Here is a 13525-nt window from a genome sequence, read left to right on the forward strand (position 1 = left end):
ACAGGAGCGTTTGCATGAGCCGAGTTCTGGTGGTTGAGGACGAAAGCGCGATCGCCGAGCTGATCTCGATCAACCTCCGTCATGCGGGCTACGAGGTGACCGTCGCGTCGGACGCGATTCGCGCCTCGGGCGAGGTCGACCGCGTGCTTCCCGACCTGGTCATCCTCGACTGGATGCTGCCCGGGCAGACCGGGCTGTCGCTCGCCAAGCGGTGGCGCACCGAGGCCCGCACGAAAGACATGCCGATCATCATGCTGACGGCGCGCAGCGACGAACCGGACAAGATCGCCGGGCTCGATGCCGGGGCCGACGACTACCTCACCAAGCCGTTCTCGACCAATGAACTGATGGCCCGCATCCGTGCGGTGCTGCGGCGCAAGGCGCCTGAAGCGCTCGACTCGGCGGTCGAGGTCGGCGGCCTGCGGCTCGACCCGGCAACGCGGCGTGTGTCCCGCGGCGATCAGGAGGTCAAGGTCGGCCCGACCGAGTTCAAGTTGCTGCACTTCTTCATGACCCATCCCGAGCGCGTGCACAGCCGGGCGCAACTGCTCGACCGGGTCTGGGGTGATCATGTCTTCATCGAGGAGCGCACCGTCGACGTGCACGTCAAGCGCCTGCGTGAGGCACTGGCGCCGGTGCGCTGCTCGCAGATGATCGAGACCGTCCGCGGGGCGGGTTATCGCCTGACGCAGCAGGTTCCGGCCGCCGCCTGATGAGCTGGCTTTTCCCCCGGATCTTCGCCGGTATCGTGACGATGCTGATGGGCGGAGCGGCGGGCTATCTCGCGGGCAAGCCGCTCGGCTCGCCGCTGTTCGCGATGATGCTCGGCGCGGTGGGTGGCGTCAGTCTGGCGCTGTTTCTCGACACGCTGCGCGGCTATCGGCTGCTCAACTGGCTGCGTGGGCCGCAGCACGGTATCGCGCCGCGCGATGCAGGGCTGTGGGGCGAACTGGCCTATCGAATCGAGCGCGCGATCCGCAATCGAGAGCTGTCTGCTGCGCAGGAGCGCACCCGGCTGGCGCAATTCCTGTCGGCGATCGAAGCCTCGCCGAACGGCGTGATGATGCTCGACGCCGACGACCAGATTGTCTGGTGCAACCGCATCTCTGCCGAGCATTTCGGGCTCGACCCCCAACGCGACGTGCGCCAGCACATCACCAACCTGGTGCGCACGCCCGCCTTCGTGCGCTACCTTCAGGCCAGCGATTTCGACCAACCGGTCGTGCTGCCCTACGTGCGAGGCAAGGTGACGTTGTCGGTGAGCATGCGCGTCTATGGCGAGGGCATGAAGCTGGTGCTGTCGCAGGACATCACGGAACGCGAACGTGCCGACACGATGCGGCGCGACTTCGTCGCCAACGTGTCGCACGAACTTCGCACGCCGCTCACGGTGCTGTCCGGTTTCATCGAGACGCTGGCCAATCTGCCGCTGACTGACGTCGAGCGCCGCAGGGTACTCGACCTGATGGGACAGCAGACGCAGCGCATGCAGACGCTGGTGAGCGATCTGCTGACGCTGGCGCAGCTCGAAGGCAGCCCGCGCCCGGCACCGGACCAGTGGGTGTCGGTGGGCAAGCTGCTGCAGATGGCCGAGAGCGATGCTCGCACGCTGTCGCAGGGCAAACACGAGCTGAGTTTCTCGAGCGACGGGCCGGCCGAGGTGGCCGGGGCGGAAAGCGAGCTGCTCAGCGCGTTGACGAACCTGGTGACCAATGCCGTGCGCTATACGCCGCAGGGCGGGCGTATCGACGTGAGCTGGAAGATGCGGCCGAACGGCTCCGGGGAGTTCCTGATCAGGGACACCGGCATCGGTATCGAGAAGGAGCACATCCCCCGTTTGACCGAGCGGTTCTACCGCGTCGACGGCAGCCGCTCGCGCGAGACCGGCGGCACCGGGCTGGGCCTGTCCATCGTCAAGCACGTTGTGCAACGTCATAGCGGCGAACTCGACGTACAAAGCGAGCCCGGCAAGGGCTCGCAGTTCCGTTTCGTCCTGCCGCCGCTGCGAGTGCGTGCCGCTGCTCAACGCGACGCAGGCTGAAGCCCGTGCCTCGACACCATGCCGTAGAGCCAGGTGAGCAAGACAGCGACCAGCGCCAGCGCGGCGGCGTTGCCGAACCAGAAGCCGCTTGCGCCGTGCAGCCAGTCGGGCGCGTCGCCGGTAACGTCGAAGGCCAGCGCGTAGCCGCCGGCCAGACCGAAACCCCACAACCCGACGGCGTAGCCGAGGGCGGGCACCAGCGCCACCCGATAGGAGCGCAGCGCAAAGGCCGCGGCCACCTGGGCGGCGTCGAACACCTGGTACAGCGCGATGTACGCGAACAGCGCGGAAGCGGCCGTTCGTACCGCCGGGTCTTCGGTATACAGGCCCAGCAAGATCGTCCGCGACAGGTACAGCAGCAACCCGAGCCCGACGGCCAGCCCCACCGACAGCGCAATGCCCTGCCAGCCGGCGCGGCGCGCGAGCCATGCGTTGCCTGCTCCGCGCAGCTGCGCCACGCGCGCGCCGGTCGCAATGGCGACCGACAGCGGCAGCATGTACATCACGCTGGCCAGATTGGCGACGATCTGGTGCCCGGCCAACGCGGTGGTGCCGAAATGCGAGATGAAGACCGCCATCAGCGTGAAGGCCGTCACTTCGAAGAAGTAAGACGCGCCGGTGGGTAGCCCCAACCGCAGCAGCTCGCGCTGCGACGCCCAGCTCGGGCCCCGCCAACACTGCCATAGCCGGAACGGCCGGTAGATCGGATGCAGCCGCAGCATCACTGCGGCGAACAGCAGCAGCGCCGCGTGGATCAGCACGGTGGCATACGCACAGCCGACCACACCGAGGGCCGGCACGCCGGCACCGCCGAAAATGAACCATGCGTTCAGCGGCAGCTTCATGGCGAGCGCGCCGAGCTGCAGCGTGGTGACCAGCAGCGGACGCGAGATGCCCTGGTTCAGCCCGCTGTAGCAGCGAAACAGCAGCGACAACGGCAAGCCCCACGCGAGCACGCCCAGGTAGTCCCGGACCTGCGCCGCCATCTCCGGGGTGCTGCGAGCCAGCCCGAGCAGCAGGTCGGGCTGCGACAGCAGCAAGCTGCCGGGTAGCGAGACCATCAATGCGAGCCACAGACCCTGGCGGAAGGCTTGGCCGACCTGTTCCGGTTCACGTGCACCGTGGTGCTGGCCAACCATGGGGATCAGCGCCTGCACCACGCCGGCCAACCCGACATGCAGGCTGACGTAGATCGCCATGCCGATCGACAAGGCGGCCAGGTCAGTGCTGGCATAGCGGCCCGCCATGATGGTGTCCGCCACGCCGAAGCCGATCGTGGCCAGTTGCCCGAGCAGGATCGCGCCCGCGTCGCGGGCGATGCGCTGCCACGGCGCCATCAGCGGGACGCCGGGCTGCGGCGGTAGACGTAGGTGAACTCGCTGCGGTCGGTCGGCCGGCGCTCGCGTGCGACGAAATGCCAGCCGTCGGGTGTTGCGCGCGCACGGCGGCCCTGCGTCAGGAGAAATTCGCAGCGAGTCGCCGGAGCCACGCCTTCCTCGTACACGCGGTAGCCCCCCAGGGCCTCCAGGCCGGCGATCTGGTGGCGTGGCAGATCGCGCGCCGCGATGCAGGCCGCAGGGGGCAGGTGGCGACTCAGCTTTTCGAGCAGCGGCCGGTCGCTGCGCGCGTAGTCAAGCACCGGCAGGCCGAGTGTCATCAGCAGCAACCAGCACAGCGCCACGCCGCTGGCCGGCAGCACCAGGCTGCGCCACAACGCCTCGCGATTGCGGCCGGCGCGCCAGCGCACCAGCCACACCCAGGCCAGCGTGCCCAGCGCGGCGGCAGTGAGTGCAAGCAACGAGAAGTGCGGCTCGAAGCCAGGCGCGAGCTTTTGTATGTTGGCCGCCGGCTTGGCCGGCACGCCAAGCTGCATCGACGCGTAGATGACCCACAGCGCGAGCGCGCAGATGCTGAAGAAGAACACCGAAAACCAGTCCACCGCCGACGCGACCCCGCGTCGCAGCGTGGGCAGCGAGAAGGCCGCGAGCACGGCCATGGACGGCAGCGCGAGCAGCAGCGTGCGGTCAGAGCCGTTCATCAGCACACACGCGACCACCATGGGGAGAGCGGTGAACAAGGGCACGGCGATATGGCGCTTCAGCAGGTGCCCGCGCCAGCGCCACAGCGTCCATGCCACCAGCGGCCAGGCTGGCCAGGTGAACCAGGCCAGCAGCCGGGTCACTTGCCGGATCGACGGTGTCGATACCCGCCAAAGCCAGGCATCGAAAGCGGTGGCCGTCAGCACGGCAATCAGCAGCGAGCCGCCGACCCAGAACGTGAAGCGCCGCGTCTGCTCGAACTCCGAGCGCAGGCAGATCGCCAGCCCTACGGCGCCCAGTACGACAGCGACGCTGGGTGCGCCGCTACCGGCCATCAGCGGCAGCGCGGCCAGCATGGCCAGCCGCGCCTGGATGCCGCGGTGGTGGCTGGCGGCAAGCCCGTAGGTGAACAGCGCCACGCCGGTCAGCTGCAACAGCTCCGGCGTGGTCTCGTGCCCAAGTTGCAGCAGTCCGAGTGTCGCGACCAGGGCCAGCAGCGCGCCATCGGCGATCGCACGGGCGTAGTCGACCGGGTGGGCTTCGCCGCCGAAGGCGAAAGCCACGGGTTGTGCGGCCTCGGAGCGGGCGAGGTGGTAGCTGGTGTACCAGGTGAGCATCAGCACGGCGACCAGCAGCAGTGCAAACGGGATGCGTGCCGCCGGGGCCGGGGCGAGCAGGCCGTCGAACAGCTCGATGAAGCCCGCGCCGAGCCAGTAGGGGAAGAGCCCGACTTCCGGCGGAACGCCGCCTACCACCGGATGCCACAGGTCGGTGTCACCGCGCGTGAGGCTGTGCATGAAGCCGAAGGCCGTCACGTCGGCGCTGCGCCACGGGTCGCGGCCGAACAGGCCCGGGAGCACATAGGCAGCGCAAAAAAGCAGCAGTGCCATGCGTGGCAGCCGCTGTGCGGCCCGCTGCGTAACGATGGCGGGGGTGAGGTGATTCACGTGGGAGAGATCGGCCAAACGCTGAACCCGCGATCATGCAGGAAAAACGCCGAGGCCCAGCAAAAAGGGCAGCCGGTTGCCCAGGCTGCCCTTCGGTGGCGTCGGCCGACGAATTATTTCTTCAGGCCCACGCGAGCGAACTTGTTGCGGAACTTCTCGACGCGGCCGCCCAGCGAGTCCACACTCTTTTGCGTACCGGTGTAGAACGGATGCGATTCGCTGGTGGTCTCCAACTTGAACAGCGGCAGTTCGCGGCCGTCGTCCATCTTCACGGTTTCCTTGGTCTGGGCGCAGGAACGGGTGACGAACTTGAAGCCGTTGGACAGATCCACGAAGCACACTTCGCGGTAGTTGGGGTGGATGCCTTCTTTCATGGTCGAGCCTATCGCTGGTCTATGCGCCGGGAGCCACCTCGAACCCTTCGAGACACTTTCCGGAAGCGGAAAAACCGCGGATTATGCCATGGATTCAAGTGCTTAGGGCCGGCAAAGCCGGCCCTAACGGTGGGGCCGAGGCCCCGATGACGCGCGGAGGTCTCAGCCGCCGCGGCGCATCATGTCGAAGAAGTCGTGGTTGTTCTTCGTCGACTTCATCTTGTCGAGGATGAACTCCATCGCCTCGATTTCGTCCATCGGGTAGAGCAGCTTGCGCAGGATCCAGGTCTTCTGGAGGATCTCGGGCTTCAGCAGCAGCTCTTCGCGGCGGGTGCCGGACTTGTTCAGCAGGATGGACGGGTAGACGCGCTTTTCGGCCATGCGGCGATCCATGTGGATCTCGCAGTTGCCGGTGCCCTTGAACTCTTCGTAGATCACCTCGTCCATCCGGCTGCCGGTGTCGACCAGTGCCGTGCCGATGATGGTCAGCGAGCCGCCTTCCTCGATGTTGCGGGCCGCGCCGAAGAAGCGCTTGGGCCGCTGCAGCGCGTTGGCATCCACGCCCCCGGTCAGCACCTTGCCGGAAGAGGGCAGCACGTTGTTGTAGGCACGGGCCAGCCGGGTGATCGAGTCGAGCAGGATCACAACGTCCTTTTTCAGCTCGACCAGCCGCTTGGCACGCTCGATCACCATCTCGGCCACCTGCACATGGCGCGCCGCCGGTTCGTCGAAGGTCGAACTGATCACCTCGCCGCGCACGGTCCGCTGCATCTCGGTCACTTCCTCCGGGCGCTCGTCAACAAGCAGCACGATGAGGTAGACGTCGGGGTGGTTGGCGACGATGGCATGCGCCAGGTGCTGCATCATCACCGTCTTGCCGCTCTTGGGCGGCGCCACCAGCAGCGCGCGCTGGCCTTTGCCGATGGGGGCGATCAGGTCGATGATGCGGCTGGTGATGTTCTCTTCGGCGCGGAGTTCGCGTTCGAGCTTGAACTGCTCTTTCGGGAAGAGCGGCGTCAAGTTCTCGAACATGATCTTGTGCTTGTTCTCCTCGGGGGTCAGGCCGTTGACGCGGTCGACCTTCACCAGCGCGAAGTAGCGCTCGCCGTCCTTGGGTACGCGGACCTCACCTTCGATCGCATCGCCGGTGTGCAGGTTGAAACGGCGGATCTGGCTCGGCGACAGATAGATGTCGTCGGTGCTTGCCAGGTAGCTGGTCTCCGGCGAGCGCAGGAAGCCGAAGCCGTCGGGCAGCACCTCGAGCACGCCATCGCCGAAGATCTGCTCGCCCTGTTTGGCGCGGCGCTTCATGATCGCGAACATCAGCTCCTGCTTGCGCATACGGCTGGTGTTTTCGATCTCCAACGACTCGGCCATCTGAATGAGTTCCGAGACGTGAAGGACTTTGAGTTCGGAGAGATGCATGGGCGAATACCCTTGTCGGTTCCCGTTGTGCCGCTGTGGTGGCGCCGGGCTGGATGGACTTCGGCAAAGCTCGCTGCCTGGCTCAGACCTGACGCGAGAACTTGCGCATGAACCGCGACAAACGCGTGTTCGGAAGAACGCTGGAGTTTTTGGGGGCCGAAACTACGCGGCGAAAAAAATGCGTAGTGGCGAAACTTGTGCTGCCCGGAATCTTGGCTTGTGGCTCAGGATTCCGGACGCATTGAAGCGGATTATAGATGACCGTCGAGGAAGGCCGTCAACTGGGCTTTCGACAGTGCGCCGACTTTCGTCGCGGCGAGCTGCCCGCCTTTGAAGAGCATCAGCGTCGGAATGCCGCGGATGCCGAACTTCGCGGGCACCTCGCGGTTCTCGTCGACGTTCATCTTCGCGATGTTCAGGCGCCCGTCGTAGTCCTTCGCGACTTCGTCGAGGATCGGGGCGATCATCTTGCAGGGACCGCACCATTCAGCCCAGTAGTCCACCAGCACAGGCTTGTCGGCCTGCAACACGTCGGTGTCGAAGGATGCGTCGGAGATGTGTTTGATCAGCTCGCTGCTCATTGTTGGATCCTCTGAGGCGTCGGGGTCGCCGCCCGACAAAAGGCACAATGATTCTGACACAAAGCCCCGCGGGCCCTGATGGAGGCACCCACAAGCTTTTCTATCGCAGGGATATCCACTTCCTTACACCGCATGACCCGACGAGAGCGCTGGACGCCACGCCCGACCCCCGATCCCTGGCTGCCGATCGTGCAGCGAGTGCAGCAGTTTGCGCACGACCACGGCCTGGCGTTGCAGGGGGTGCTGGTGCTGCTGCCTTTCGCGCAACACCTTCCGCTGGCTCGCGAGGCGTGGGCGCGGGCATGCCCGCCGGGATGGATGCCGCGTTTCGAGACCACCCAGACACTGCGCGAGGCCTTGCCTGCGGTGCCGGCCGACCCTGAAGGTCCCTCTGGCGACGCAGCGACCGATCGGCTTGCTGCTGCGCAGTTGCTGGCCCGGCTGTCGTGGGCCGACCCGATGCGCCGGCGAGACCCGGCGGCGTTTCAGCATTGGGTGCGAGGGGTGGTCGAGATGGCGCACGAGTTCATGCATGCCGCGCAGGCTGTGCCGCCCGCGGGCCGGGAGCCGTGGTGGGACCGCGCCCGCGGCGTGCTGGCCGCGCTGTCCGGACCAGGCGTGGTCGAGGCAGCGTTGGCGCGTGTCGCGCTCGAATGGAGCGCGGTGTATGAGGCCGGCACCGCCGATGCGCTGTTCGGACTGCGGCCCGCAGGCTGGGTCGCGGTGCATGCGGGCGGACCGGATGCCCTGGTGCGGTCCCTGCTCGATGAGGCCGACGCACCGGTGCTGGAGATCGACACCGACCCCCAGGAGGCGAGCCTGTTCGACGCGGCCTCGCCCGACGCTCAGGTGCTGGTGTGCCAGGATTTCGAGGACGAAGCCCAGGCGGCTGCGGCGCAGGTGCTGCACCACCTGGCGGCAGGACAGGTGCCGGTTGCGCTGATCGCGCAGGACCGGGTGCTGGTGCGCAGGGTGCGGGCCCTGCTCGAACGGCAGCATGTGGCCTTGCGCGACGAGACCGGCTGGCGTCTGTCCACCACCCGTGCCGGCGCCTGCGTCGCCGGACTGCTGCGGCTTGCGCGCGCGCGCGCAAGCACCGACGACCTGCTGGATTGGCTGAAGTCCGGTTTCGCTGGGTGGCATGGCGCCTCGTATGCCGACGGTGCCGAGTCGCTCGAGCAGGCCTTCCGGCAGCATCAATGGGTGGCCCTGCACGAGGTCGATGAGCGCCGGCTGCCGCCGTCTGCACGCCTCTTGTGGCAGGCGGTCGGGAAAACGGGCGATGCACTCGGAGCGTCTCCGCGACGCACCTCGGTGGCGAACTGGAACGAGCGGCTGCGTGCGGCCTTGCAGGGCTGCGGCGCCTGGGCCGAACTGGACGCGGACGAGGCGGGGCAGCAGGTGCTGCAGGCACTGCGCCTGCCGGAGTCGACCGCGGATGACGGCAGTTTCATGCGGCAGGCGCACGCTGCAACGATGGACTTGGTGGACTACGTCGCATGGGTCGACAGCCTGCTCGAGGGCGGTGCCTTTGCGCCGGCTGCCGCGACTGATGCCGAAGTGATCATCACGCCGCTGTCGCGGGCGATGTTGCGGCCGTTTGCGGCGGTCGTGATGCCGGGCTGCGACGACCAGCGGCTCGGGCCGGTCCCGATGCCGGCTTGGCTGGGCGATGGGGAACGCGCCGCCTTGTCGCTGACGACACGTGCCCGGATGTTGCGGCAGCAGTCGCTGGCCTTTGCGCACCTGCTACGCCATCCGCGCATCAGCCTGCTGTGGCGTCGCTCGCACGATGGCGAACCGCTGAACCCGAGCGTGCTGATCGAGCGGCTGCAGCTCGTGCGCTCGCGTCAGGGCGCGTTGCAGGTGCCAGCAGAGGACCCGCGCATCCTGACACCGATCGCCGTGAACCCGGAAGGAGCAAAGGCTCCGCGAGCCCCTCAACTGCTGCCCGGCTTGCTGAGCGCGACCAGTTACGAGGCCTTGCGCGACTGCCCCTATCGCTTTTTCGCGCTGCGCATGCTCGATCTGGCCGAAGCGCCGGAGCTGGACGACGAGATCGAGCGGCGCGACTACGGCACGTGGCTGCATGCAGTGCTGCAGCGCTTCCATGCCGAACGGAGCGAGCGCCCGCTCGGCATGCTCGAGGAGGTCGAGCGCCTGATCGCGATCGGCGCACAGGAGCAGGCGGCGATGAAGCTCGACGAGGCGGCGTTTCTGCCCTACGCGTTGCGCTTCCGGCAGGTGGCTCAAATGTATGTCGGCTGGATGCTCGAACATGAGCGCAGCGGCGCGCAAGTGCTGGCCAGCGAGGTCAAGCTCAGCGCCGCGCTGCCGGGGCAACCCGGCGTCCTGCTGCAGGGCAAGGTCGATCGCATCGATACCGTGCAGGCGGGCGACGGCGCCGAGACGCTGGTGATCGACTACAAGACGGGCAACATCGAGAATCTGAAACGCAAGCAGCGCCAGCCGCTCGAAGACACTCAGCTTGCCTTCTATGCCGCGTTGCTGCAGCTGGCCGATGGAGCGCCGGGCGGCGGCCGTCCGCTGCGTGCAATCTACCTGGCGCTCGATGGCCGCGAGATCGACACCACCGAGCATCCGGCGGTCGAGGCGAGCGCGCAGCAACTGCTCACCGGCATGGCGGACGATCTGCGGCGCATCGCGCAGGGCGCGGCGCTGCCGCCGCTCGGCGAAGGGGCGGTCTGCGAGCACTGCGAAGCGCGCGGCTTGTGCCGCAAGGACCACTGGGTGCTGACGCCCGTCGAGGGAGCTGAGTCGTGAACGGGCCGGCCTACCGCGTCGACGGCGAACTCGTCGCACGCGAGCAGTTCTACCGCGTCGCCTGCGACCCGGCTCGCAGCGTCGTCGTCGAGGCCTGCGCCGGCGCGGGAAAGACCTGGATGCTGGTCTCGCGCATCCTGCGCGCCTTGCTCGACGGCGTGCAGCCGCAACAGATCCTCGCGATCACTTTCACCAAAAAGGCGGCGGCCGAGATGCGCCACCGGCTGATGCAGTGGCTGGCCGAGTTCGCCGATTGCGACGACGAGCTGCGCACGCAAGGGCTGATCGACCGCGGCCTCGACGCGGCCGAGGCGCGCCGGCTCGCACCTGCGCTCGGCATGCTCTACGAGACGTTGCTGGCCGGGACGCACGTGGTCGAGATCCGGACCTTCCACGCGTGGTTTTCGCAGCTGATGCGCGCGGCACCGCTGGAGGTGCTCGACGAGCTGGGTCTGCCCCCGCAGGCTGAGTTGGTCGAAGACATCGAGGAGCTGAAGCCCCAGGCGTGGCGCCAGTTCCTCGCCGCCGTGTCGGCCGACGCGGCGCTGCGCGAGGATTTCGAGGCCCTGGTGCGCCGGCGGCGCCGGTACATCGCGCAAACGTGGCTGATGAGCGTGTTGGACAAGCGCATCGAGTTCGAACTCGCGGCGGCTGCCGGCGTGCTCGACAGCAGCGTGCCCGCGCCTGCCACGCTGGACCCGGCCTTCGCCGGGTTCGACCACCCGGTGCAGCGCGTGCGCGCGGCGGTCGTTCATGGCCTGCTGCAACGCGTGGCGCGAGCACTGGGTCAGCAGTCGAAGGCCATTGCGCAGAAGCAGGCGGCCGCGCTGCAACTGGCGCTGGACGCGACGGACGATCAGCACTGCCTCGATGCCGCGTTCGCCGCGCTGTGCACCAAGGAGGGCGAGCCCCGCAAGCACCTGCAGGCTCCCGAACTGGACGAGGCGATTGCCTTCCTGCGCGACATTCGTGCCGCGGCGGCGCAGCACGAGGCGCACCTCGAACACCAGTGCGTGGTACGCCTCGCGCGGGTGCTGCTGGTCCAGTACGCCCAGGTCAAGCGCTCGCGCGGTTTGGCCGACATGGCCGATCTCGAGCGTTGTGCGCTGCGACTGCTGCGCGATGCGCAGCTTGCCGGCTGGCTGCAGGAGCGACTCGACGCACGCATCCGCCAGGTACTGATCGACGAATTCCAGGACACCAACCCGCTGCAGTGGCAGGCCCTGTCGAGCTGGCTCGGGTCGTATGCCGGCGCTGGCGGCGGCGCGAGCGGGCAGCGGCCGCCGGGCATCTTCGTGGTCGGCGACCCGAAGCAAAGCATCTACCGCTTCCGCCGCGCGGAGCCGCGCGTGTTCGAGGCGGCCAAGGACCTGCTGCGCACGCTCGGCGGCGCCGTACTGGCATGCGACCATACGCGGCGCAACGCGCCGGCGGTGCTGCAGGCCGTGAACGCGGTGTTCACGTCGGCGCAGGCAGAAGGCTGCTACGACAATTTTCGGCCGCACACCACCGAAGCGGTTGCCGGTGTCGGTGGCCGCGTGGCGGCGATCGAGCGTGTCGAGCGCCCGCCGAAGGCCGGCAAGGACGACGCTGCCGAACCCTGGCGTGACAGCCTGACCATGCCGCGCCACGAACCGGACGTGCTGCTGCGGCTGCAGGAGGCACGCCGCGTGGCCGATCGTATTGCCATGCTGTTGCGGGAGGGCCGCGCCCCGTCCGACATCTACGTGCTGAGCCGCCGGCGTGCCAGCCTGCGCGTGCTGGCGGATGCGCTGCGCGAACGGCACCTGCCATTCGCGACCCCAGAAGACAGCGTGTTGATGGACGCCCTGGAGGTGCGTGACCTGGTCGCGCTGCTCGATGCGCTGGTCTCGCCGCAGCACGACCTTTCGCTGGCGCATGCCTTGCGCTCGCCGATCTTCGGCGGCGACGACGACGACCTGGTGGCGCTGGCAGGCGTCGCGCGCGAGCGACGCTGCAGCTGGATGCAGGCGCTGCAGGTCAGCCAGGCGCTGAGCCCGGCCTTGCTGCGTGCGCGGGCGCTGCTTGCCACCTGGGCTGCCGATGCCCGGCGACTGCCGCCGCATGATCTGCTTGACCGCATCGTGGCGCAGGGCGGACTGCGCGCGCGCTATGCCGCCGCGGTGCCGCCGGAGCTGCGTGCCGCTGCGCTTGGGCACCTCGACGCGTTGCTCGCGCTGTCGCTCGAACTCGACGGCGGCCGCTATGCAACGCCTTACAAGCTGGTGCGTGCGCTGCGTCGGCGGCCCTTGTGCGTGAAGGCGCGCACCGACGCCCAGGCCGTGCAGTTGCTGACGATCCATGGCGCCAAGGGCCTGGAGGCGCCGATCGTGTTCGTGATGGACGCGGACAGCGTCAACGAGCGTGGCGAGAACGCGACCGCCCTGATCGACTGGCCGGCCGAACAGGATCACCCGACCTGCTTCGCTTTCGTCGCGTCGGAGGCTCAGGTGCCGCCCAGCCTGGCAGAGGCGATGGAGCGTGAGCGCTTCGCCCGTGCTCGTGAGGAACTGAACGGTCTGTACGTCGCGATGACGCGTGCGCGCGAGCAGCTCGTCTTCAGTGCGACCAGCCCTCACCGCCGCGGCAGCGAGCGGTCCTGGTGGCAGCGTCTGGGCGACGATGTGCCCGACGTCGAGTCGTGGGCCGAGGACGCGCTGCCGGCGCACATGTCGGCGGCCCGCATCGGAACCGAACCAGTCCTGCTACCCGAACTGCCTGTTTTGCCTCGCCCCGGCGGCGCGCCCGCCGAGGCGGAAGTCCCGAGCCCGTCGCGGGACCGCGCAGCCGGCACGGCCCGCGTCGGCGAGGCCGTGCACCGTGCGCTGGAGTGGCTCACCGCACGCGCCGATCCGATCACCGGCTGGCGCGACGCAGTGGCTGCTGCCGCGCTGGCCTTCAAGCTCGATGGGGCGCAGCGCGCCCACGCCGAACTCGTCGTCGGCCAGGTGCTGTCCAGCCCCGCCTTCCGCCCCTTTCTTCCCGGCGACCACCTGCGCTGGGCCGGCAACGAGGTGCCCATGGCCCATGCAGGGCAGGTGCTGCGCATCGATCGACTGGTGCAACTGGCGGGCGAGCGGGGCAGCCTGTGGTGGGTGCTGGACTACAAGCTCGATCATGCGCCGCACGAGCTGGCCGCCTACCGTGAGCAATTGGCACGCTATCGCGAGGCCGTACGGCAAGCGGTGGCAGGCGCCGAGCCGCAGGCTCAGGTGCGCGCGGCTTTTGTCACGGGCCGGGGCGAGGTGATCGAGCCGGACCTTTGATGACCAAGCCGTGACGGGCTTTGCACGCAAGCCCGAATTGCGAGGAA

The 13525-nt window shown here is 68.1% G+C and carries 9 protein-coding genes; 4 read left to right on the plus strand and 5 right to left on the minus strand.

What is annotated here, in order from left to right:
- The first annotated feature begins 14 nt into the window (after positions 1 to 14).
- On the plus strand, positions 15 to 713 hold the full coding sequence (gene phoB / locus M8A51_RS15610; RefSeq protein ID WP_251779402.1) for a phosphate regulon transcriptional regulator PhoB: 699 nt from the start codon (positions 15 to 17) through the stop codon (positions 711 to 713).
- Positions 713 to 2041 carry a phosphate regulon sensor histidine kinase PhoR gene (phoR, locus tag M8A51_RS15615; protein ID WP_251779403.1) on the plus strand — a complete coding sequence of 443 codons (1329 nt, stop codon included), beginning with the start codon at positions 713 to 715 and terminating at the stop codon, positions 2039 to 2041. Before phoB ends, phoR begins: the two co-directional genes overlap by 1 nt.
- Here the strand turns inward: phoR and M8A51_RS15620 are convergent.
- The 5 genes from M8A51_RS15620 to trxA form a co-directional block, all read right to left on the minus strand.
- Positions 2023 to 3378, minus strand: coding sequence for an MATE family efflux transporter (locus tag M8A51_RS15620; RefSeq protein ID WP_251779404.1), 1356 nt, complete (start codon positions 3376 to 3378; stop codon positions 2023 to 2025). The genes phoR and M8A51_RS15620 overlap by 19 nt on opposite strands.
- Positions 3378 to 5027: a hypothetical protein gene (locus M8A51_RS15625; protein ID WP_251779405.1), complete on the minus strand. Its 1650-nt coding sequence runs from the start codon at positions 5025 to 5027 to the stop codon at positions 3378 to 3380. The genes M8A51_RS15620 and M8A51_RS15625 overlap by 1 nt, the downstream gene beginning before the upstream one ends.
- Positions 5028 to 5140: 113 nt before the next feature.
- Positions 5141 to 5401: a type B 50S ribosomal protein L31 gene (locus tag M8A51_RS15630; RefSeq protein WP_251779406.1), complete on the minus strand. Its 261-nt coding sequence runs from the start codon at positions 5399 to 5401 to the stop codon at positions 5141 to 5143.
- A 162-nt stretch (positions 5402 to 5563) separates the two neighbouring features.
- Positions 5564 to 6826 carry a transcription termination factor Rho gene (rho, locus tag M8A51_RS15635; protein WP_251779407.1) on the minus strand — a complete coding sequence of 421 codons (1263 nt, stop codon included), beginning with the start codon at positions 6824 to 6826 and terminating at the stop codon, positions 5564 to 5566.
- 251 nt (positions 6827 to 7077) lie between these two features.
- Positions 7078 to 7407 (minus strand): thioredoxin TrxA, encoded by a 330-nt coding sequence (gene trxA, locus M8A51_RS15640; RefSeq protein ID WP_251779408.1) that lies wholly within the window; start codon positions 7405 to 7407, stop codon positions 7078 to 7080.
- 132 nt (positions 7408 to 7539) lie between these two features.
- Here trxA and M8A51_RS15645 point away from each other — a divergent pair, with 132 nt between their 5' ends.
- Together M8A51_RS15645 and M8A51_RS26570 are read left to right on the plus strand one after the other, a co-directional pair.
- Positions 7540 to 10191 (plus strand): PD-(D/E)XK nuclease family protein, encoded by a 2652-nt coding sequence (locus tag M8A51_RS15645; RefSeq protein WP_251779409.1) that lies wholly within the window; start codon positions 7540 to 7542, stop codon positions 10189 to 10191.
- Positions 10188 to 13478 (plus strand): UvrD-helicase domain-containing protein, encoded by a 3291-nt coding sequence (locus tag M8A51_RS26570; RefSeq protein ID WP_251779410.1) that lies wholly within the window; start codon positions 10188 to 10190, stop codon positions 13476 to 13478. Before M8A51_RS15645 ends, M8A51_RS26570 begins: the two co-directional genes overlap by 4 nt.
- The last annotated feature ends 47 nt before the right edge of the window (positions 13479 to 13525 follow it).

Source organism: Caldimonas mangrovi (assembly GCF_023721835.1).
GTDB classification, from domain to species: Bacteria; Pseudomonadota; Gammaproteobacteria; order Burkholderiales; family Burkholderiaceae_C; genus Caldimonas; species Caldimonas mangrovi.

Coding starts and splice junctions, on each gene's coding strand:
- M8A51_RS15630 (WP_251779406.1), bottom strand. CDS start 5,401: ATGAAAGAAGGCATCCACCCCAACTACCGCGAAGTGTGCTTCGTGGAT.
- trxA (WP_251779408.1), bottom strand. CDS start 7,407: ATGAGCAGCGAGCTGATCAAACACATCTCCGACGCATCCTTCGACACC.
- rho (WP_251779407.1), bottom strand. CDS start 6,826: ATGCATCTCTCCGAACTCAAAGTCCTTCACGTCTCGGAACTCATTCAG.
- M8A51_RS15620 (WP_251779404.1), bottom strand. CDS start 3,378: ATGGCGCCGTGGCAGCGCATCGCCCGCGACGCGGGCGCGATCCTGCTC.
- phoB (WP_251779402.1), top strand. CDS start 15: ATGAGCCGAGTTCTGGTGGTTGAGGACGAAAGCGCGATCGCCGAGCTG.
- phoR (WP_251779403.1), top strand. CDS start 713: ATGAGCTGGCTTTTCCCCCGGATCTTCGCCGGTATCGTGACGATGCTG.
- M8A51_RS15645 (WP_251779409.1), top strand. CDS start 7,540: ATGACCCGACGAGAGCGCTGGACGCCACGCCCGACCCCCGATCCCTGG.